The organism is Paraburkholderia caffeinitolerans, from assembly GCF_902859945.1.
Lineage (GTDB): Bacteria > Pseudomonadota > Gammaproteobacteria > Burkholderiales > Burkholderiaceae > Paraburkholderia > Paraburkholderia caffeinitolerans.
The window spans coordinates 21,779-40,627 of record NZ_CADIKL010000011.1 but is presented as its reverse complement, the minus strand read 5'-3'; the positions used below and the strand labels follow the sequence as shown (position 1 = coordinate 40,627).

19 protein-coding genes are annotated in these 18,849 nt (G+C 65.2%); 9 read left to right on the top strand and 10 right to left on the bottom strand.

Going from position 1 to position 18,849, the window contains the following annotated elements; genetic code table 11:
• Positions 1–40 precede the first annotated feature (40 nt).
• The 3 genes from aroE to HV773_RS13150 form a co-directional block, all read right to left on the bottom strand.
• Positions 41–856 carry a shikimate dehydrogenase gene (gene aroE / locus HV773_RS13160; RefSeq protein ID WP_129563575.1) on the bottom strand — a complete coding sequence of 272 codons (816 nt, stop codon included), beginning with the start codon at positions 854–856 and terminating at the stop codon, positions 41–43.
• Between the two features lie 7 nt (positions 857–863).
• On the bottom strand, positions 864–1,856 hold the full coding sequence (locus tag HV773_RS13155) for a 2-hydroxyacid dehydrogenase (RefSeq protein ID WP_129564416.1): 993 nt from the start codon (positions 1,854–1,856) through the stop codon (positions 864–866).
• A 160-nt stretch (positions 1,857–2,016) separates the two neighbouring features.
• On the bottom strand, positions 2,017–2,790 hold the full coding sequence (locus HV773_RS13150) for a glucose 1-dehydrogenase (RefSeq protein ID WP_129563574.1): 774 nt from the start codon (positions 2,788–2,790) through the stop codon (positions 2,017–2,019).
• 148 nt (positions 2,791–2,938) lie between these two features.
• On the opposite strand from HV773_RS13150, the gene HV773_RS13145 reads away from it, so the two are divergent.
• The gene (locus HV773_RS13145; protein ID WP_129563573.1) at positions 2,939–3,811 is read left to right on the top strand and encodes a LysR family transcriptional regulator; all 873 of its coding nucleotides are present in this window, start codon (positions 2,939–2,941) and stop codon (positions 3,809–3,811) included.
• A 67-nt stretch (positions 3,812–3,878) separates the two neighbouring features.
• On the opposite strand, the gene HV773_RS13140 is transcribed toward HV773_RS13145, so the two are convergent.
• The 6 genes from HV773_RS13140 to HV773_RS13115 form a co-directional block, all read right to left on the bottom strand.
• Positions 3,879–4,211 carry a hypothetical protein gene (locus HV773_RS13140; protein ID WP_129563572.1) on the bottom strand — a complete coding sequence of 111 codons (333 nt, stop codon included), beginning with the start codon at positions 4,209–4,211 and terminating at the stop codon, positions 3,879–3,881.
• Between the two features lie 80 nt (positions 4,212–4,291).
• Positions 4,292–5,425, bottom strand: a complete 1,134-nt coding sequence (locus HV773_RS13135) for a PAAR domain-containing protein (protein ID WP_129563571.1) — start codon at positions 5,423–5,425, stop codon at positions 4,292–4,294.
• A gap of 318 nt (positions 5,426–5,743) precedes the next feature.
• Positions 5,744–7,585, bottom strand: a complete 1,842-nt coding sequence (locus tag HV773_RS13130; protein ID WP_227875488.1) for an LVIVD repeat-containing protein — start codon at positions 7,583–7,585, stop codon at positions 5,744–5,746.
• 47 nt (positions 7,586–7,632) lie between these two features.
• Positions 7,633–8,673, bottom strand: coding sequence for a porin (locus tag HV773_RS13125; protein ID WP_129563570.1), 1,041 nt, complete (start codon positions 8,671–8,673; stop codon positions 7,633–7,635).
• A 303-nt stretch (positions 8,674–8,976) separates the two neighbouring features.
• Positions 8,977–9,939 (bottom strand): 2-hydroxyacid dehydrogenase, encoded by a 963-nt coding sequence (locus tag HV773_RS13120; RefSeq protein ID WP_129563569.1) that lies wholly within the window; start codon positions 9,937–9,939, stop codon positions 8,977–8,979.
• Positions 9,936–10,352 (bottom strand): VOC family protein, encoded by a 417-nt coding sequence (locus tag HV773_RS13115; RefSeq protein WP_129563568.1) that lies wholly within the window; start codon positions 10,350–10,352, stop codon positions 9,936–9,938. The genes HV773_RS13120 and HV773_RS13115 overlap by 4 nt, the downstream gene beginning before the upstream one ends.
• A 185-nt stretch (positions 10,353–10,537) precedes the next feature.
• Between HV773_RS13115 and HV773_RS13110 the strand changes: the two genes are divergently transcribed.
• Both HV773_RS13110 and HV773_RS13105 read left to right on the top strand, forming a co-directional pair.
• Entirely contained in the window at positions 10,538–11,524 is a 987-nt protein-coding gene (locus HV773_RS13110) for an alpha/beta hydrolase (RefSeq protein WP_129563567.1), read from the top strand.
• Positions 11,525–11,561: 37 nt separating this feature from the next.
• Positions 11,562–12,488, top strand: a complete 927-nt coding sequence (locus HV773_RS13105; RefSeq protein WP_129563566.1) for a dihydrodipicolinate synthase family protein — start codon at positions 11,562–11,564, stop codon at positions 12,486–12,488.
• Positions 12,489–12,567: 79 nt separating this feature from the next.
• Here HV773_RS13105 and HV773_RS13100 read toward each other — a convergent pair whose 3' ends face one another.
• Positions 12,568–13,227, bottom strand: a complete 660-nt coding sequence (locus HV773_RS13100) for a GntR family transcriptional regulator (protein ID WP_129563565.1) — start codon at positions 13,225–13,227, stop codon at positions 12,568–12,570.
• Between the two features lie 264 nt (positions 13,228–13,491).
• On the opposite strand from HV773_RS13100, the gene HV773_RS13095 reads away from it, so the two are divergent.
• Genes HV773_RS13095 through HV773_RS13070 form a run of 6 tightly spaced genes read left to right on the top strand, consistent with a single transcriptional unit; the run spans position 13,492 to position 18,756 of the window.
• Entirely contained in the window at positions 13,492–14,421 is a 930-nt protein-coding gene (locus tag HV773_RS13095) for a fumarylacetoacetate hydrolase family protein (protein WP_129563564.1), read from the top strand.
• Between the two features lie 57 nt (positions 14,422–14,478).
• On the top strand, positions 14,479–15,492 hold the full coding sequence (locus HV773_RS13090) for an ABC transporter substrate-binding protein (RefSeq protein ID WP_129563563.1): 1,014 nt from the start codon (positions 14,479–14,481) through the stop codon (positions 15,490–15,492).
• 43 nt (positions 15,493–15,535) lie between these two features.
• Positions 15,536–16,120 (top strand): VOC family protein, encoded by a 585-nt coding sequence (locus HV773_RS13085; RefSeq protein ID WP_129563562.1) that lies wholly within the window; start codon positions 15,536–15,538, stop codon positions 16,118–16,120.
• 12 nt (positions 16,121–16,132) lie between these two features.
• Positions 16,133–16,876, top strand: coding sequence for an ABC transporter permease (locus HV773_RS13080; protein WP_129563561.1), 744 nt, complete (start codon positions 16,133–16,135; stop codon positions 16,874–16,876).
• Positions 16,876–17,751 carry an ABC transporter ATP-binding protein gene (locus HV773_RS13075; protein WP_129563560.1) on the top strand — a complete coding sequence of 292 codons (876 nt, stop codon included), beginning with the start codon at positions 16,876–16,878 and terminating at the stop codon, positions 17,749–17,751. Before HV773_RS13080 ends, HV773_RS13075 begins: the two co-directional genes overlap by 1 nt.
• A 39-nt stretch (positions 17,752–17,790) precedes the next feature.
• Positions 17,791–18,756: a LysR family transcriptional regulator gene (locus tag HV773_RS13070; RefSeq protein ID WP_129563559.1), complete on the top strand. Its 966-nt coding sequence runs from the start codon at positions 17,791–17,793 to the stop codon at positions 18,754–18,756.
• Positions 18,757–18,849: the final 93 nt, after the last annotated feature.

Sequence of the window (18,849 nt, the reverse complement as noted above, 5' to 3'; positions counted from 1 at the left end):
CTCTGGCTCCGTCTTGCTGCTTCGTTACGCGACGCCCCGGCTAGCCGACCCGGGCGATTTCGTCGAGCAAGGCGGCGCTCATCGCGTCGATGGGCGCCTGCTTGCCGGTATAGAGTTCGACCTGGCCGCAGAACTGATGCAACAGCATGCGCGTTCCATCGACCACCCGGCAGCCGATGGCGGCGGCATCGCGTATCAGCTTCGTACGCACGGGGATAAAGGCCGCATCCATCACGAACAGATGCGGTGCAAGTTGTTGCGCATGCAACGGATTGACATCCGGCGCGCGAAAGCCCGCTGCAGTCGCATTGACCACGCCATCGAAGCCGGCGGGATCGAACGCGCCCAGATCGCCGCCGCAGGTCAGGCCGAAGTCCTCGGCCAGCGCGCGGGCGCGCGACACAGTGCGATTGAATACGGTCACGTGCGCGCCAGCGCGTTGCACGCCCCACGCGATCGCGCGGGCGGCTCCGCCCGCACCGAGCAGCGCGATGCGGCGGCCGGCCAGCGACGTGACTTCTTCGAGCGCGCGCACGGCGCCCTCGCAGTCCGTGTTGTAGCCGGTGAGCCGCCCGTCGCGATTGTCGATGGTGTTCACCGCGCCGATTGCGCGCGCGGTCTCGTCGAGCGCATCGAGATGGGCCATCACGGTTTGCTTATGCGGCATCGTGACGTTCAGCCCGCGAATGCCGAGCGTGCGCATCGCGTTGACCGCGCCCGCAATGTCCTCGACGCCGAAGCTGACAAACGTATAGTCCACGCCTAGCACGCGATAGGCGGCGTTGTGCACCTTGACGTTGAACGTGAATGGCTGGCCGGCAAGCGATCCGCACAGCGCTGGAATGGAATGGGGCATGGTCGGGTTAAATCGTTGAAAGGTCGAATGCGGAGATGGCCGCTTCGCCATCGAGCACGCGCAGCAGGTTCTCGGTCGCAAGCTCGGCCATCGCGCGGCGCGTTTCGTGCGTTGCCGAGCCGATGTGCGGCAACGGCGTGACTCGCGGATGCGTGCGCAGCGGCGAATCCTGCGCCAGCGGTTCGACGGCGAACACGTCGAGTCCGGCGGCGCGCAGGTGGCCGCTGTCGAGCGCGGCAAGGAGCGCGTCCTCGCGCACGATCGCGCCACGCGAGCCGTTCACGAAAATCGCGCCCCGCTTCATCGACGCAAATGCGTTGGCGTCCATCAGGCCGCGTGTTTCGTCGCAAAGCGGCAGGGTCAGCGCGACGATGTCCGCTTGCTCGAGCACGGCTTCGAACGAGGCGCGCACCGCGTGCCCCGCGAGCGCTTGCGGCACGCGCACGTCGAACGGATCGTGGAACACCACCGGCATGCCGAACCCGAGCGCGGCGCGGCGCGCCACCGCCTGACCAATGCGGCCGAAGCCGAGCACGCCGAGCGTCTTGCCGTGGACGTCCCAGCCGAACAGGTCTTCGCCGATGTTGCGGGTCCACTTGCCGTCGCGCACGTGGTTAGACAGTTCGACCAGACGCCGCGAGGTGGCCATGATCAGCGCGAAAACAGTATCCGCCGTGGTCTCAGTCAACACGCCGGGGGTATGGCACAGCGTGATGCCGCGCTGCTTGAGGCCAGTGAGGTCGTAGTTGTCGACGCCGACCGAAATGCTCGAAATCACCTGCAAACGCGGCGCGCGCGCCAGATCTTCCGCGCCCAGTTTGAAGCTCGATCCGATCAGTCCGTCCGCGTCCCGCAGCAGCTCGCGAAAGCGCGGCAACTCGTCGGCGCGCCGCGGGTCGGCAACGCTCACCTCGTGCCGCGTCTGGATGCGTTCGAGCAGGTCATCCGGAAGCTTGCGAAAAGCCACGACGTTCCTGCGTACGTTGCCCGGTGTTGCCATGTTCGTGTTCCTCGTTTCGAATGATCTGCTTGCGAATGATTTGATTGCCAGCGGGAGAAAATCGGGCGAAATCGCCACGCCCGCCGGCAGTGATGGCATCGTGAAGTGCCGGAATTGAGCGCGCGGCCAGTCTCACACCACGCTGCTCACGCCACGCTGGTCACACCACGCTGGTCAGGCCGCCGTCGACAAAGAGCGTTTGCCCGTTGACGAAGTCCGACGCGGGCGACGCCAGAAACACCGCGGCCCCACACAGTTCCTCGACCCGGCCCCAGCGGCCCGCTGGCGTGCGCTTGCAAAGCCAGTCAGAGAAGTCGGGGTCGTCGATGAGCGCGCGGTTCAGTTCGGTCTCGAAGTAGCCGGGCGCGAGCGCGTTGGCCTGAATGCCGCGGCCGCCCCAGTCCGCGCACATGCCCCTCGTGAGCATGCGGATGGCGCCCTTGGACGCCGCATACGGCGCGATGCCGGGCCGCGCCAACTCGCCCTGTACCGAACAGATGTTGATGATCTTCCCGCGCCCGCGCGGCAACATGTGGCGCGCGACCGCCTGCGAAACGTGAAACGCGCCGTCCAGATTGACGCGCAGCAGCTCGCTCCAATCGTCGGCCGCGAAGGTGTCGAGCGGAGCCCTGCGCTGGACGCCGGCATTGTTCACAAGAATATCGATCGCGCCGATGCGCTGCTCGATCGCGTCGACCGCCGCTGAAACGGCTTCGCGACTTGTCACATCAAAAACCGAGATATCGGCGTCGAGGCCTTCATCGCGCAGTTGCGCCGCGACGGTGGCGGCCTTGCGCTCGACCCGGTCATTGATGACGACAGCGGCGCCGGCGCGCGCCAGCCCGCGTGCCAGCGCCAGGCCGATGCCGCGCCCGGAGCCGGTGATCAGGGCGCGCCGTCCGTTCAGGCTGAAATGCTTCAATACTTCGCTCATGGCTTTTGGCGCGTACCGCGCGCACCTGTGTTGTCTCCGATATGCGTAGTTCACTCGAACCGCGGCAATCGCGCCAATGGTCTTTCATGACACTGTTATCATGATTCGTGATAACCGCGTTGACGCGCCCGCGGGCAGGAGAGTGGCCATGGAACTGAAGCATCTGCGAGCCTTCGTTGTGCTCGCCGAGGAACTGCATTTCGGCAGGGCGGCGCAGCGCCTGTGCATCGTGCAGTCCGCACTGAGCATGCAGATCAAGGCGCTAGAAGACGAACTCGAAGTCCGGTTGCTCGAGCGTGACCGCCACAAGGTTGCCCTGAGCGAAACCGGCAGGCTCTTTCTTCCGGAGGCCCGCGCCACGCTGCATCAAGCATTGCGTGCCGAGCAGACCGCGAGGCAGTCGGCGCGCGGGGAAATCGGCACGCTGCGGATCGCCTTCGTGTCGTCGGTGCTGCCGAAGCTTTTGCCCATGCTGGTTCGCACCATGCACGAGCGGTACCCGCTAGTGACGCTCGAACTGAAAGACATGCCGACGCCCGACCAGGTCGCCGGCCTTCACGAAAACAAGCTCGACTTCGGGCTGATACGGCTGCCCGTGGCGAGTGCGGGCCTTGAAATTCAGGTGGTTCTCGAGGAGTCCTTTGTCGTCGCATTTCCGGACGACCATCCTCTGGCGGCGCAAGCCCTGATCCAGCCGGCGGAGCTTCAAGGCTGTCCCGCTTTCGTGCTCGCGCGCCGGTATGCCCCCGGTTTTCACGACGAATTGCTCGTTGCGTTAAAGCTCGGCGGCGCCGATCTCACGGTCGTTCAGGAACTGGGCGAATTCACGACCATGCTGGCATTGGTTGCGGCGGGCATGGGTATCGGCGTGATCCCGGCCGAGGCGGCCATGGCCTTGCCGGCGAAAGTCGTGGCGCGTCCACTCGATCTGCGCGATCACCGGGCCGGCATCGGGCTCGCCTACACCGACCTCGATAATCCGGCCAAGCGCGCGCTTATCGAGGCGATGCGGGATTGCTGAACAGACGTGATGGCATAGACTACTTTCGCTCCGGCCGCCATTGCAGCAGCCGGAGCGAAACCGCGCGTCAGCGCGGCTGTTTCGGTGCAGAGGACGTGTGCTCCAGGAAGGTATGATCGGGGCCGTAAACGGAATTTGAAATTGACGCAGCTTCCTTGGGTGCTACGGGGTTACCGTTATCGTCCATGGAAACCGTTACCACTTCCACGACGGGTACACACCATGCCGCCTGATGTCGCGACGTTGGATTTCCATCCTTGTCGTAACAACGGAAGGTGAAGGATTCCGGGAGTTTCGAAGCCTCCCAATACTCAACTGAATTGTTCCAGGCAAACCTGGCTGTGATCGTGCCGGGGTGAGGGCGCGATGGATCTTGCGCACCGTGAATTTTGTTACTCATATTGCCGGCTCCAGTATTTTGAGTGTTGGTGCACGCGCCGAGTATGAAAGACAACGCTAATGCAATACGCTTTAGTCGCTTCATTTTGTTATTGAATCAAAATAAGCATATCGGGCCGGATAGCGTTTGCGGCCTTCTGCTTCGCAGGGCGTTCCTTTGCTTGACCAGTACATGTTCGATGTCTCCGCAAAGTCCTCGTTCGCATTGCTGCGCGCGTAGTCCGAAGGCGCCCGACCATCGCTCGCAATCGCGTCGAGCCATTGCTGTTTCTTTGTTTGGTCGGCCCATAATGCTTCGCTCCATAGGTGCCCGGTTTCGTGGAGCATCGTACTGTCTATGTACTGCTGGGGGATTGTGGTCCATCCCCTCCACGGATAGAAGGCTATTCCCTGATTGATGCTCGCGGTAGCGGCTGACAAAAAATCGGGCTTGTTGTAGATTTTTTGCCATAGTGCATCTTGCGGATTTGCTTCCGGATTGACGGAAACATTGCTGAGATTTTGAAGCTGTCGAGATGGAATGGTTTCCAGCGACTTGGCAATTGCCGTGCCGTCCGGAACGGAAAAACCGTCTGCGGGGCCGTGCACTGGCGTGTAGATATCGAGAGAGTGCCCGTCAACCGTCGTTTGGTACAGCGTTGCAGGACCTGCACCACCCCCAGGGAAATCGAAAGTGGTGGGCTTGCCTGCCGAAACAACTACGTTGTTGGTGTGCCTGTAAAAGTCGGCCGGCGCATCGATTCGGCCCTTGGTTCCGTCCAGATACGAACAATCGGCAGGCTGCACATTGTTGGTGGCAGCAGCTGGGTACGGAGATTCGTCTTCGTTCCCATCAAGGCGACCAGTTGGACTTGCCCGAAAAAGAGCGGCACCGTTTTGCGCCGTGGCGCTCGCAGTCCGGCTCTCGCCGTAGTTCTCTACCTCTTCATCGGTGAACGTATGCCATGCAGTGTCTTGCGACGCCAGGCATACGGGCGGCGGGTCACACTTGCAGATGCAGATATCGCCGTCCAGTGCCTGCTGCTTGCCCATCATGATTGAAGTTCGATGAGGGCCCCTCCAGCCAATCACCCCCTCAGTCTTGCAGACTGGACACCATATCCTCGCACCGATAAATGTCTTCGCTACACCTTGGTGGGAGCAACGATCAATTCCCTCAAGCACATGACCCCCGGCCGTTGTCGTGTCTCCCAGCCTCAAAATGGCTCGCTTCATTTCGACCACCGTGCGCCATATTCCTGCCTCTTCGACATTTCCATACCTCTCATGAAGTAGACGAAAACGATCAGCCCCGGTAACACGACCGGTGCAACAAAGCTGGCTAAATGCAGCCCAACCAAGCGATGCTCGGGGCGATTGGTGAGAGGAGGAACCGGAATTATCCGAAAAGCGGCGCGCCCAATGCGCAGTGCATCGGGCGTTTATATCGGTTTGACTTTCGGCAAATTGCTTCGACGTTCAGGACATCGAACACTACGGCCCACGCTGCACACACTCCGGCCGCCATTGCAGCAGCCGGAGCGAAACCGCGCGTCAGCGCGGCGGCCAGGCCTTGGCCGGCATGCCGAGCACGGGCTCGCCGAGCAGCGGCGTCGAAAGCGCATAAGCGCCGTTTTCCGTAAAGGCCCAGATGATATTGCGGTCGTACTCGGTGTAAATCGCGAAGACACCCTTGCCGAGCGTGTAGTTGGGCAGTTGCGATTCGTCCGCGAGCGCCGGCACGAAGTACCCGGCAATCTTCGGATGTGCAGGATCCTTCACGTCGAAGAGCTGCACGCCCGCGTTGTAGTACGAGTACGCCACGAGGCCCTGTCTCCAGCCGCCCGGTTGCCCGATCGCGTTGGCGCGCTTGGGCCCGAAGTTGCCGCCGCGCTGGCAGAAGTCGGTGAACGGCGCGCCTTCGGGCACTTCGGGGCGCGGCAGCGCGGTAGCCACTTTCAGGTGCGCGGGGTCGCGCGCGTCGATCACGTAGATGTCCTTGAACGGTTCGTAGCAATCGCGGTTCATCGGGTAGCCGTTGCTGAACACGTAGCCGGTGCGCGCGTACTGGCTCACGTCGGCGTTGTCGAACTCGGTGCCGGCGTAGCTCGGCGGCGTGTTCACGCTGCCAAGGATTTTCGGTTTGGCCGGGTTCGACAGATCGAACGAATAGAAGCCGAGGCCCCCCATCGCGCCGAAGCCGATCTTGCCGCCGTTTTCGAGCGGCTTGGGCAGGAAGATCGGATTGCGCGAGCCCATCCACGAGGTGCGGTTGCCCGCGCGCGGGTTCATTAGATACGCGTCTTCATCGGCCTTGTTGCCGAGCACCTGGCCCGGCACCGAGATCTGCGTGAGGAACTTGGGGCTCGCGGGATCGGACATGTCCCAGACCTGGTAGCCCGGCGAATACAGATAGTTCGGATATTCGGTGAGCGCGTAGCTGTCGTCGGGCGCCGACGACACGATCATGTATTTGCCGCCGTAGTATTCGGGCGCGTCGAGCGAGCCGGAACCCTGCTGCTGGCCGATGGGCGCATCGGGATGGCGGAAGTCGGTCGTGCGCGTGGCGATGAGCTTCCATTGGTCCGGCAGCGGGCCGTCCATCTCGAACACGCGGAAGCCCTTGAGCGAGTTGTAATGGCGTTGCGCGGCGACCTTGTCGGGCTGATCCATCTTCTCGGTCATGAGCCCGTAGCGGCCGATCTCGAACGACGCCACCAGCACCGGCTTGCCGAGCTTCTTGCTCCACGCGATGGTCGCGCCGCCGAGGTAGCCGTGGACGTTGTTGGCGTCGAAGTGTTCGCTCGACCCCTTCGGCCCCCACACGCCGCCGCGCGAGTACACGACCTTGCCATGCGCGGGATCGGTCACGTCCATGATGCGCAGATAGTCGCGGTCGTGGACGTAGAGATAGCGATGCCCGTCGAAGTCGATGATGTTATTCCACGCGTGAAAGGGCGAATCCACACCGGGATAGAACGCCAGCACTTTCATGTTCTTCGTGTAGCTGTTCTTGTCCCACGTGGTCATCTCGCCAGGGAAATGCTGACCCTGGTGCACCTCGGGCGTTGCTTTCGGCCACACGAATTTGCCGGTGGCCGGGTCCATGCCGTAGTCGACGCCGGGTTTCTGCGGCACGGGGCGGCGATCGGGCGTGAGGCGCAGCCAGCCAGCAATGTAGGGATCCTTAGCATCGGGTTCGCCGGGCGTGCGATTAGCCTGTGGCGCGCTCGCCGCCGGAGCTTCGGCGGCCGCCGTGGTTGTGGCGGTCGCGTGGCTGGCGGCGTTCGGGTTGGCGCAGGCGGCCAGCATGCCTGCGGCGAGCGTCGCGAACACGGCGGCTGCCGCGCGCGTGAGTGCGGGTCCTTTTCGATGTCGATGTTCAATACGTTGCATGAATGCTCCTTTGTTATGGGGCGCTGCGCTTGAAGCAGCGCGCTGAATCAGAATGCGTGACGAATGCCCATCTGGAAGCCGGTCGGACTCTGGCCTGCGTTCGGGTAGACCTGGAATGTGACCGGATACGGAATGGACACGTTGTGGTTGTTCCAGACGTGCGCGACCGTCGCGTACAGGTCGGTGCGCTTCGAGACGCCGTAGATGTAGCCGATCACGCCGCCCGTCGCGGTGCCGATTTTCACGTTGTTATCGTCGTGGCGGTGGACCACGCTCGCATACAGGCGGTTGCGTCCGTCGATATTCCAGCGCGCGCCCACCTGCACGTCCCAGCCCTGCGAATTGAACGCGACATACGGCGGATACGCGTAATAGCCGTTGTACGTGTGATAGATCACCGTGGGCTCGAAGCCGCCATAGCGGTAGACCGCCGAGAAGTAGTTGTCGCGCGACGAATGAATCTGCGAGGCGTGGAAGATGTCGCGCGTGTACTGCAATTCACTCACCGCGCCGAGGAAGATCGGGCCGTTGCGATAGTCCACGCCGGTGCTGAGGAAGCGGCCCGCGCGCGTGCTGTCGCCCACGCCCGTGGTGTACATGAAGCGGCCCGTGAAGCCGTAGAGCGAGGGCGTTTTGTACTGGATCGCATTGTCCACGCGATACGACGCGTAGAAGAACTCCATGTTGTTGACCATACTGAAGTCGGCGGCCCAGCTTGGGTCGGCGTAGCCCGCGATCCAGTACGAAGGCGTGAACTGGCGGCCTAGCGTGACTTCGCCCCAGTTGCCCTTGAGCCCCACGAACGACTGGCGGAACTGCGCGGACTGCACACCGGTATTCGCGGAGAACATCGGCTCGATGGTGAACACGGCCTTGTTGCCGCCGCCCAGGTCTTCCACGCCGCTCAGGTTGAAGCGCGAGTTGTTCAGGCCGCCGCTCGACATGCGCCACACGTTGCCGCCGGAACCGGAGGAAATCAAATGCTCGATGTTCAGGTCGACGTAGCCGGACAGCCAGATGGCCGACTGGGCGTACGCGCCGGCGCTGGCACAGAGTGCGACGCCCGCCACGAATACCTTCTTTTTCATTCGATCTCCAGATGATTGTCGTTTTATGTGTGTGCACCGCGGCGTTCCGGCTCGCGTCCGCTCGTGTATACACAAGCGTGGAAAAATTATACGTATAGAAAAAAAGAAATTTGTAGCGTTATTTTTTTATACAAACCGGCGATTTCGTTATAGCGGGTTCACCCTGATAAGCCGCGCACGGGCGCGTGGCTTGCGCAGTGCGCCCGCACGGCTCGCGCCGCGCTGGGCCGCAATGGCGCGCGCGTGGCGAACCGCCGGATCGTGATGGGAAAAGCCGGCATGACGCGGACGCGTCAGCCCGTTTCAACGCACGGATACCGCTCGCTCGACACGCTCGCCGCCAAAATGCTGTGCGAGGCTCGCGAGCAGCGCGTCGCGCTGCGCCAGCCACGAGGCGGGCGAACGGCCCGCCATGTGAGGCGTGACCAGCACGTCTGGATGCGCGAGCAGCGCGGGTGGCGCGTTGGGTTCGTCCTCGATGACGTCGAGGCCCGCGCCCGCAATCTCGCGCGCCTCCAATGCGTCGAGCAGCGCGGACGTATCGATCACCGAGCCGCGCGCGACGTTGATCACATAGCCGTGCGGCCCGAGCGCGCGCAGCACCGCACGGTCGACCAGATGCCGTGTGGCCGGCCCGCCGTTGCAGGCGAGCACCAAAAAGTCGCTGGCGTGGGCGAGTTCGACGAGGCTCGCGTGGTAGCGGCCTGGCGCATCGGCATGCGGCGCGCGCCCGTGATAGCCGATCGACATCTGGAAGCCCTGTGCGCGCGTAGCGATCAGCCGTCCGATCCGCCCCATCCCGACGATGCCCAGCGCCGCGCCCGTGAGCGTGGGCCGCGCGCCGCGCGAGGCCGGCCATTGCCCGCGCCGCACGGCTTCGGTGAGCGGGGCATAGCCGCGGGCGAGTGCGAGCATGAGGCCGAACGCGTGATCGGCGACGGTGGCCGCGTTGGTGCCCGGTGCATGCGTCACGACGATGCCGCGCCGCGCGGCCGCTGCGGTATCGACGTTCTCGTAGCCCGCGCCGAACGCGCAGACGATCTCCAGCGCCGGCAATGCGGCCATGCGCGCTTCGTCCAGCCCCGTCGAGCCGTTGGTCACGACCGCGCGCACGGTGCTCAACATGCTTGCCGCGTCGTCGCCATCGGGCAGGCTGCCGTCGGGGCGATAGTCGCGCGTGCAGTCAAACCCGTAGTGGTTGCGCAGCGCCTCCAGCGTCGCGTCCGGCAGCGCAATCAGCGCGAGAACCCTGGGTTGCGCGCTCACGGCTGCGCGCCGTCCGGCACGACCTCCTTGACCGCGCCCTTCCAGCCGTTCGCCGTGATGTCGAACACGGTACCGTCCGGCATGCGGTACTTCACTTCGTAGAACACGTTGGGGTCCTGCTCGTGACGGCCGGTCAGATACGTGCCGCCCGCGGCCACGACGCGCTCGGCCGTGGCCTCCACGTCGTCGACCCACATGCCGAAGTGGATCACCCCGCGCACGTCCTTGAGGCCCGCGTAGCCGGGCACCGTCTCGTCCTTGAAGTTCAGCAGCGCGACGTTCATCGTGCCGTCCGTCATGTAGATCCCGCGCATGGCGTTGCCCGCGCGGCGCATGCCGAAGGCTTGCTCGAAGAAGCGCGCGGCCGCCTCCGGATCCTCGACCGAAAGCGCGATGTGACGAAGCTTGTCCATGAAAAATCCTCGTGAAAGAAGAAGGGCGGCGCAGGCCGCCAAGGGTATTGGCGTGACTGTGGCGTAATTCGACGTAAAATTTCATTGGGTATACTACGTACGTATCGTGTATACACAAAAGAGTTTTTCTATACCAGAATGGCTTCCGTTAGCCGATCGACGGCGATGCAACGGAGGGGTCTGGGATGCGCGCAGTGCAAGAGCCGCTAGGCAATTTGTCTGGGGAGACGCGGGAACACTTCGCGCGGATCGGGCCCGTCTGGGGCAGCGATATCAATGCGCATCGCGATTTCGTGGTGCAGGCGTACACCCCGCTCGTGGCGGCGGCGAGCGCGGCGGATCCCGCGTGCGAGATCGAGCGCGACCTGGCTTACGGCTCGCACGAACGCCAGCGTCTGGACGTGTTCGTGCAACCCGAAACGCGCGCGAAAGGCGGCGCCGATGTCGTGCTGTTCGTGCATGGCGGCGCGTTTGTGCGGGGCCGCAAGAGTGTGAACGGGTTCATTTACGACAACGTGCCGCGCTGGTTCGCGCGCCAGGGCTGCGTGGCCATCAACGTGGAATACCGGCTCGCGCCCGAAGCGCCCTATCCGGCGGGCGCGGAGGACGTGGCCGCCGCGCTCGCGTGGGCGCGCGAGCACGTGGCGCGGTTCGGCGGTGACGCGCGGCGGATCTTTCTGGTCGGCCATTCGGCGGGCGGCGCGCATGTCGCCGCTGCGCTCGGCGATCCGCTGCTGGTACCGCTTTCGGCTGCGCCGTTCGCCTCTCCACTGGATGCATCGCCCGCGCCTCCCGCGGGCGCGGTGCTGATCAGCGCGCGCCTCGTGGCCGACGTCCTGCCCGACAACCCGAACGCCCCCGGCGTGCGCGCGTACTTCGGCGCGGACGAAGCGCAGTATGCGCAGCGCTCGCCGCTCGCGCACGCCGAGCGCATCGACGTGCCGCTCATGGTCGTCGTGGCCGAATTCGAGAACCCGTATCTGGACGCCTATGGCGCGGCTTTCTTTGCGCGCGTGGCCGAGGCGCGCCAGCGCGCCGCGAGCGCTGGAGAACGCACCCAGCCGCTGCGCTTCATGCAGATGGCGCGTCACAACCACACCTCGGTGGTCGCGCATTTCGACTCCGGCGAAACGTTGCTCGGCGACGCGATCCTCGCGTTCTTCCGCGCGTGAGTGGCCGGCTTTCAGGTTTCATCCTCAGGAGAACAGAATGTCCGCCTTTGCCGTGCCGCGCGTGTTCACGCCGGTTCTCACGCCGTTCAACGCCGAACTGGCCGTCGATATCCCGCAACTGCTCGCGTTCTGCCGCTGGCTGGTCGGGCAGGGCGCGGGCCTCGCGCTGTTCGGCACCAATAGCGAGGCCAATTCGCTGAGTCTCGCCGAGCGGCGCGCCGTGCTCGACCACGTGTGCGCTGCCGATATCGATCCGGCTCACTTGCTGCCGGGCACCGGCGCGTGCGCGCTGCCCGACGCGATCGAGCTCACGCGCCACGCCGCCCGCGCGGGCTGCGCGGGCGTGCTGATGCTGCCGCCGTTCTATTACCGGAACGTGAGCGACGACGGGCTCTTTGCGTACTACTCGGAAGTGATCGAGGCGGTGGGTTCGAACGATCTGCGCGTGCTGCTCTATCACATCCCGCAGCTTTCGGGCGTGCCGATCTCGTTCGCGCTGATCGAACGGCTGCGCGCCGCGTACCCGCATACGGTGGTGGGGATCAAGGACAGTTCGGGCGACTGGTCGAACACGGCGGAGCTGCTCGCGCGCTTTCCGGGCTTCAAGGTGTTTCCCGCCTCGGAGGCGCTGCTGGGCCTCGCGCTGCCGCTGGGCGCGGCGGGCTGCATCTCGGCCACGGCGAATTTGCAGCCCGCCGCCATCGCGAGCGTGCTTGCGGCGACCACGCTGGAGACGCGCAGCGCCTGCGTCGAGCGGGTGTCGACGCTCAGGCTGGCGGTGCAGTCACTGCCGATGATCCCGGCCTTGAAGGCCGTGGTGGCGCATTACGCGGGCCAGGCGGGCTGGGCGCGCGTGCGGCCGCCGCTCGTGCCGTACCGCGCGCCCGAAGCGCATGCGCTGCTGACGCAGCTGGATGCGCTCGGTTTCGCGATGCCCGGGCTCGCGCAGATGGCCGCGCGCTGAGGGAGCGATGAAGGACCTCAGGACAGCGCGCGAGGGCGCGATGCACGCGCCGTCCGCACCGCCCGCACGCGGCGCGGCGTCAGCCGCGCTCGCGCTCGCTGCGCTGGCGCTTGAGCCGCCCGAGCACGACGATCGAAAGCCGCGCGGTGTGGTCGCGCATCGCGTTATAGGCGCGCTCGGGGTTCGAATCGAGGATCGCGGCGACGATCTCGCGGTGCTCGCCGATAGCCGCCTCGAAGCGCGAGGGCGAGGCGGGCTGCGCCGCGCGAAAGCCCGCGAGCCGCTGGCGCTGCACCGCGATGATCGACGCGAGCGACTTGCTCTGCGCGCCCTTGCAGATCAGCTCGTGGAATTCGCGGTTCAACTGGAGGTAGGCGGCTTCGTCGCCGTGCGAGATGGCGGCGTTCATCTCCGTTTCCAGTTCCTCGAGCTGCTTTTTCTCCACGAGGCTCATGCGCTGCGCGCTCAGGCGGCAGCACAGCGCTTCGAGTTCGCACATGGCTTCGAGCATGTCGGCGAGCTCGTCGAGGCTGAACTGCGCCACCACCACGCCTTTGCGCGGCGTGAGCTCGACCATGCCGCGAGCGGCCAGCTCGCGCAGCGCCTCGCGGATCGGCGTGCGCGAGGCGTTCAGGCGCTCGGCAAGCACGGCTTCTTCGAGCTTCTGGCCCGGCTCGAGCGTGCCGTCGATGATTTCGTCGAACAGCAGGCGGTAAATCTTGGAAGAAAGCGTCGTCATCGTGTTGTCGTGGGTTGGGCGCGGCGGGCTTCGGGAGCCGGAACATTATGCGCCAGCCGCTGCGGCGGCTCAATCGGGCTGACCCATTAGGGCTGGTCCATGTGGGCTGGCCGCGCGGCCAGGTGTGCCGGTGCTGTCCAGTGTACGCAGCAGCGTAAATAGCCCCGATTGGTGTATACGTGAATTTATTAAAAAATACACGATGTCATGATTGTATACGAGAAGCGATAAATCAAAGAGCAGACTGAAAAAGCGAGGACACAAGTGATCTGGTACGCGATTGCAACGTATGAACGGGATGGCCGGGTGGCCGCGGGCATCGTGGTGGACGGCGCGCTGTACGACGCGCAGGCGCTGCTCGCGCACACCGGCGGCGAGCACGCGCCGCTCGATGTCGACGCGCTGGTTGCCAACTGGGACGCGGCGGGCGCGGGCACGCTCGAGGAGCTGGAGCGCGCCGCGCGCGCCGTCGCGCAGGGCGAGGCGCAAGCGGCCGGCATTGCGCCGCTGGAGGGCTACCGGCTACGCGTGCCGTTCACGCCCCGGCGCATTTTTGCGGCGGCGTCGAACTACTACGAGCACGCGCGGGAAATGGGCACGGAGCTCGCGCCGCGCGAGGAAAGCACGCCGTACATGTTCATGAAAGCCGAAACGAGCGTGGTGCCCACGCTGGCCGAAGTCGTGATGCCGGCCGAGGCGCAGCGCGTGGACTGGGAGGTGGAGCTGGCGGTGGTGATCGGCCGGGCCGGCCGCCACATCGCCGTGGCCGACGCCTTCGAGCACGTCGCGGGCTACACGGTGCTCAACGACGTGAGCGCGCGCGACCTGAACCGGCGCACCGACTATCCGTTCAAACACGACTGGTTTCGCGGCAAGAGTTTCGATACCTTCGGTCCCTTCGGCCCTTGGCTCGTGCCGCGCGCGTGCATTGCCGAGCCGCAGAACCTGCGCATGCGCCTCGCCGTGAACGGCGAGATGATGCAGGACGGCAGCACGTCGGAAATGATCTTCAGCATTGCCGAGCAGATTCACTATCTCTCGTCGATCCTGACGCTCCAGCCCGGCGACGTGATCGCAACCGGCACGCCCACGGGCGTCGGCATGGGTCGCGGCATCTATCTGCAGCCGGGCGACGTGATGGTGGCGTCGATCGACGGCATCGGCTCGATCGAGAACGCGCTCGTGCGCGCCTGAGGCGCGCACGAAAGCGCCTCAAGCGGCAGACAGAGAGCGGTTCCATGGAGGCAAGACATGTGGGTTAAGCGGTTAGGCGCGTGCCTGCGCGCGCTAACGCTGGCGGCGGCAGCGCTTGCGGGCGCGGCGGGAACGGCGGGCGCGGCGTATGCGACGGATACGGTGCGCGTGAATCTCGGCTGGCTGCCGCAGGGCAGCACGGGCGGCATCCTGCTTGCACAGGCGAAGGGTTATTACCGCGACGCCGGGCTCGACGTGAGCATCATGCGCGGCTATGGCGGCCAGCGTACCGTCAACGAAGTCGACGAAGGGCTGTTCGAGTTCGGCTACGGCGACCCCGTGAGCGTGACGCTGAACCGCGCGCAGGGCGGCCATGCGGTGCTCGTTGGCGCGGTGAACACGCGCTGGCCCGGCGCGATCTGCTATCTGGAACGGCCCGGCTTCAAGGTGGCAACGCCCAAGGATCTCGCCGGGCTCACGCTCGGCGGCGGCGGCGCCTCGGCGGTGCAGAACATCGTGCCGGCGTGGCTCAAGCAAAATGGCATGGCGCCCGGCGCCATCAAGCTCGTGCGGCTCGACCCGGCGGTGATCAACACGGCGCTGCTGCAAAAGCGCATTGACCTTTCGGAATGCTGGGAGGGCGCGAGCCTGCCCGTGCAGGCCACCATCGCGCAGCGCGCCGGCCAGCATGTCGGCAAGCTGCTGTACCGCGACTTCGGCCTCGACATGATGGGCAGCGGGCTCGTGACCACCGATGCGTACATGGCGCGCCATCCCGACGTGGTCAAGCGTTTCGTCGAGGCGACCTATCGCGGCTATGCGCTCATGCGCGACCAGCCGCAGGCTGCCGCCGACGCCATCGCCGCGCAGTATCCGATGCTCGACCGCGCGATCCTGCTGCAGCAGATTCAGGAGAGCAACGCGCTGATCGCCGACGACCCCGCGCATCACCCCATGGGCTGGCTGCGGCCCGAGCGCATGGACGCGACCGTGCGTTTCGTCTCGCAGGCGTTCGGCCTGAACGGCAAGGTCAAGGCGTCCGACCTCTACACCAACCGTTTCGTGCAGTGACCGATTTTCGGGCGCGCCTCGCGCGCCTCACAGGAGAGTAGCTATGAACAGCTTGCGCCCCCGTCGTCTCGGGCACATGGTGCTGATGGTGCGGGACATTCAGCGTTCCGCGAAGTTTTACACCGAGGTGCTCGGCCTCAAAGTGTCCGACTGGATCGGCGACCAGATGGTGTTCCTGCGCGCGGGCGCCGATCATCACGACCTCGCGCTTTCGCAACTGCCCAAGGACAGCCCCGACTTCAACGACCTGCCGCGCTACTCGCGCCCGGGCCTCGAACATTTCTCGTATCTGGTGGAAAGCTACGAGGAGATGGAGCGCTCGGTGAAGGTGCTGCAGGAGCACGGCGTGGAGATCGTGCGCGGGATCGGGCGGCACGGCCCCGGCAACAATCTGTTCCTCGTTTTCAAGGACCCCGATGGCAACAACGTCGAGATCTACTGCGAGATGACGCAGATTGGCGAGCGCGACCCGCACGAGCCGCAGGTGTGGGAGCGCACGATCGAATCGTTCGACCAGTACCGGTTCGAGCGCTTCGTGGTGCCGCCGCCGCCGCATCTCGTTGCGCAGAAGATGGGCGAAACGGCGAAAGCCGAAAAGCCGGACGCAGACCGCGACGCCGAAGACTAAACCGGAGCGCCCATGAAAAAGCTCTTTGAAACGCTGGCGTTCTGGGTCGTGCTCGGTCTCGTCTGGGAGTTCGGCGTGCGCTGGAGCGGGACGCGCGAGTATGTGCTGCCGCCGCTTTCGGCGGTGTTCGCGGCGGGCTGGGCCATGCGCGCGCAACTGCTGGCCGATACGCTCACAACCGCGTGGGAAGTGTTAGCGGGCTTCGCGCTCGCGCTCGCGGGCGGCCTCGCGCTGGGCCTGCTCGCGAGTCTCTCGACGCTCGCGCGCCGCACGCTGCTGCCGTTCGTGACCGCGCTGCAAAGCATGCCGAAGATCGCGCTCGCGCCGCTGCTGGTGGTGTGGTTCGGCTATGGCTTCGCGTCGAAGCTTGCGGCTGCCGTGCTGTTCGCGTTCTTCCCGGTCGTGATCGCCACCATGGGCGGTCTCGCGAGCGTGCCGCTGAATCTGGACGAGCATCTGCGCGCACTGGGCGCATCGCCGGCGCGTACGTTCTGGCATCTGCGCCTGCCCGCCGCACTGCCCGCGCTGATGGACGGCTTGAAGATTGCCATGCCGCTCGCGGTGATCGGCGCGATCGTGGGCGAGTTCATCGGCGCGGAAGATGGGCTTGGCCATTTGATCGTGTTCGCGACATCGAATGCACAAACGGCGCTCTCGTTCGCGGCGATTCTGGTGGTCACGGTTCTCGCGATGGCGTTTTACGGCGCTGTCGATCTCGTGTCGCGTGCAGTCTGGTGGAGAGGAGTCACGGTTTGATGGCACTCGTCAATCTGTTGCGCGCCGGCTGGCGCGCGAGCGCGGCCGAAGCCGCGAGTTCAAGCGTGCACGTTACCCAAGGCACGCACAGTGCGCACGGCGCAGGCCCTGCCGCGCTCATCGAAGTCCGCCATGCGGGCAAGCATTATTCGGCGCGCGGCGGCGCGCAGGCGTTCAGCGCGCTCGAAGATGTTTCGCTCGACGTGGGCCAGCGCGAATTCGTTTCGATCCTCGGGCCGAGCGGCTGCGGCAAGAGCACGTTGCTGCGCATGATCGCGGGCCTCGCGCCTTGCGACGCGGGCAGCATCCACGTGGGCGGGCGGCGCGTGACCAAGCCCGGCGACGATATCGGCGTGGTGTTCCAGACCAGCAACATGCTGCCGTGGCTTACCGTAGGCGCGAATATCCGGCTCGGCGCGAAGCTGCGCAATCTGCCGCGCGACCTGGTGGAAGCGCGCCTGCCCGCGCTACTCGACACGCTCGGTCTCGCGCAGTTCGTCGACCGCTATCCGCACGAGCTTTCCGGCGGCATGCGCCAGCGCGCGGCGATCGGCCAGATCCTGCTGCTCGAGCCGCGCGTGATGCTGATGGACGAGCCGTTCGGCGCGCTCGACGCGCTCACGCGCGACCGCCTGAATGTCGAGTTGCTGCGCATCTGGCAGCAAAGCACGCTCACGGTGCTGCTCGTCACGCACAGCATTCAGGAGGCCGTGTTTCTCTCGGACCGCGTGCTGGTGATGTCGGCGCGCCCGGGCCGCGTGGAGCACGACGTGAAGATCGATCTGCCGCGCCCGCGCCAACCCGACGAAACGCGCAGCGACCCGCGCTACGGCCGCTACGTGACCGAACTCTCGAAGATGATGGGCGTGTTCTGAGCGCGGTGCGCCGGCGCAATAACCGAAGTTGATGCAAGCATGCAAGCGAACCCTCTGAGCGAAATCTCCCTGATCCGCCGGCTCAAGCTGAGCCAGTTGATGGTCTTCGAGCGCGTGCTCGAAACCGGCTCGGTCGTGCGCGCCGCGAACGAGATGCGGCTCACGCAGCCCGCCGTGACGAAGGTGATTCACGAACTCGAATCGTGTTTCGACGGCGAGCTGTTCTCGCGCTCCAATCGCGGCGTCGTGCCCACCGAGCTCGGGCTGTTGCTCGGCCAGCGCGTGAAGTCGTTGATGGCCGAACTGCGCTACATGACCGACGAGCTGAACGATTTTCGTCTTGGCACGAGCGGGCATGTGATTGTCGGCACGCTGATCTCGGCTTCGGCGCGGCTGTTGCCGCAGGCCATCGCCAAGCTCAAGGCGCGCGCGCCGAACGTGCTGGTCACGGTGCGCGAGGGCACGCCCGCGCATCTGTTTCCGGCGCTGGCGACCGGCGACGTCGATATCGTGGTGGGCCGCCTGCCCGAGCGCGAACTGCCGATTGCAAGCGCATTCCCGCTCACGCACGAAGCGCTGTTCGACGAGTCGCTGTGTGCGGTGATAGGCGGCAAGGGCGGCGCGCCGGTGCCCGAGGGCGTCGTGCATCTGGACGCGCTGGTGGACCTGCCGTGGATTCTGCCCACGCCCGATTCGCCCGCGCGCCTGGCCGCCGAGCACCTGTTCCGTGCGGCGGGGCTGCCGTTGCCGACCGACATCGTCGAGTCGCTTTCGCTGCTCACGAATATCGGTCTGCTGCTGGAGACGCCGCGCATTGCGCTGATGCCGCGCGTGGCCGCGCGCCAGTTCGCGGACGCGGGCCTGCTGCGCATTCTCGATCTGCCGGAGACCGGCTCGTTCGGCACGATCGGTTTCTCGGTGCGTTCGAACAAGGTCCAGAGCGCCGCGTGCCGCGGCTTTGTGGAGTGCCTGCGCGAGGCCGCAGGAGCCGCCGGAGCAAGCTGAAACCCGCTTGGCGCGGCGCGCATGCCGGTATTCCAGTTTGGCATATCGCGCGCCGAATGTTTGATTGTCGCGAGTCGCGCGACTTCCCTAGAC

Coding starts and splice junctions, on each gene's coding strand:
- aroE (WP_129563575.1), bottom strand. CDS start 856: ATGCCCCATTCCATTCCAGCGCTGTGCGGATCGCTTGCCGGCCAGCCA.
- HV773_RS13155 (WP_129564416.1), bottom strand. CDS start 1,856: ATGGCAACACCGGGCAACGTACGCAGGAACGTCGTGGCTTTTCGCAAG.
- HV773_RS13150 (WP_129563574.1), bottom strand. CDS start 2,790: ATGAGCGAAGTATTGAAGCATTTCAGCCTGAACGGACGGCGCGCCCTG.
- HV773_RS13145 (WP_129563573.1), top strand. CDS start 2,939: ATGGAACTGAAGCATCTGCGAGCCTTCGTTGTGCTCGCCGAGGAACTG.
- HV773_RS13140 (WP_129563572.1), bottom strand. CDS start 4,211: ATGAGTAACAAAATTCACGGTGCGCAAGATCCATCGCGCCCTCACCCC.
- HV773_RS13135 (WP_129563571.1), bottom strand. CDS start 5,425: ATGAAGCGAGCCATTTTGAGGCTGGGAGACACGACAACGGCCGGGGGT.
- HV773_RS13130 (WP_227875488.1), bottom strand. CDS start 7,585: ATGCAACGTATTGAACATCGACATCGAAAAGGACCCGCACTCACGCGC.
- HV773_RS13125 (WP_129563570.1), bottom strand. CDS start 8,673: ATGAAAAAGAAGGTATTCGTGGCGGGCGTCGCACTCTGTGCCAGCGCC.
- HV773_RS13115 (WP_129563568.1), bottom strand. CDS start 10,352: ATGGACAAGCTTCGTCACATCGCGCTTTCGGTCGAGGATCCGGAGGCG.
- HV773_RS13110 (WP_129563567.1), top strand. CDS start 10,538: ATGCGCGCAGTGCAAGAGCCGCTAGGCAATTTGTCTGGGGAGACGCGG.
- HV773_RS13105 (WP_129563566.1), top strand. CDS start 11,562: ATGTCCGCCTTTGCCGTGCCGCGCGTGTTCACGCCGGTTCTCACGCCG.
- HV773_RS13100 (WP_129563565.1), bottom strand. CDS start 13,227: ATGACGACGCTTTCTTCCAAGATTTACCGCCTGCTGTTCGACGAAATC.
- HV773_RS13090 (WP_129563563.1), top strand. CDS start 14,479: ATGTGGGTTAAGCGGTTAGGCGCGTGCCTGCGCGCGCTAACGCTGGCG.
- HV773_RS13085 (WP_129563562.1), top strand. CDS start 15,536: ATGAACAGCTTGCGCCCCCGTCGTCTCGGGCACATGGTGCTGATGGTG.
- HV773_RS13080 (WP_129563561.1), top strand. CDS start 16,133: ATGAAAAAGCTCTTTGAAACGCTGGCGTTCTGGGTCGTGCTCGGTCTC.
- HV773_RS13075 (WP_129563560.1), top strand. CDS start 16,876: ATGGCACTCGTCAATCTGTTGCGCGCCGGCTGGCGCGCGAGCGCGGCC.
- HV773_RS13070 (WP_129563559.1), top strand. CDS start 17,791: ATGCAAGCGAACCCTCTGAGCGAAATCTCCCTGATCCGCCGGCTCAAG.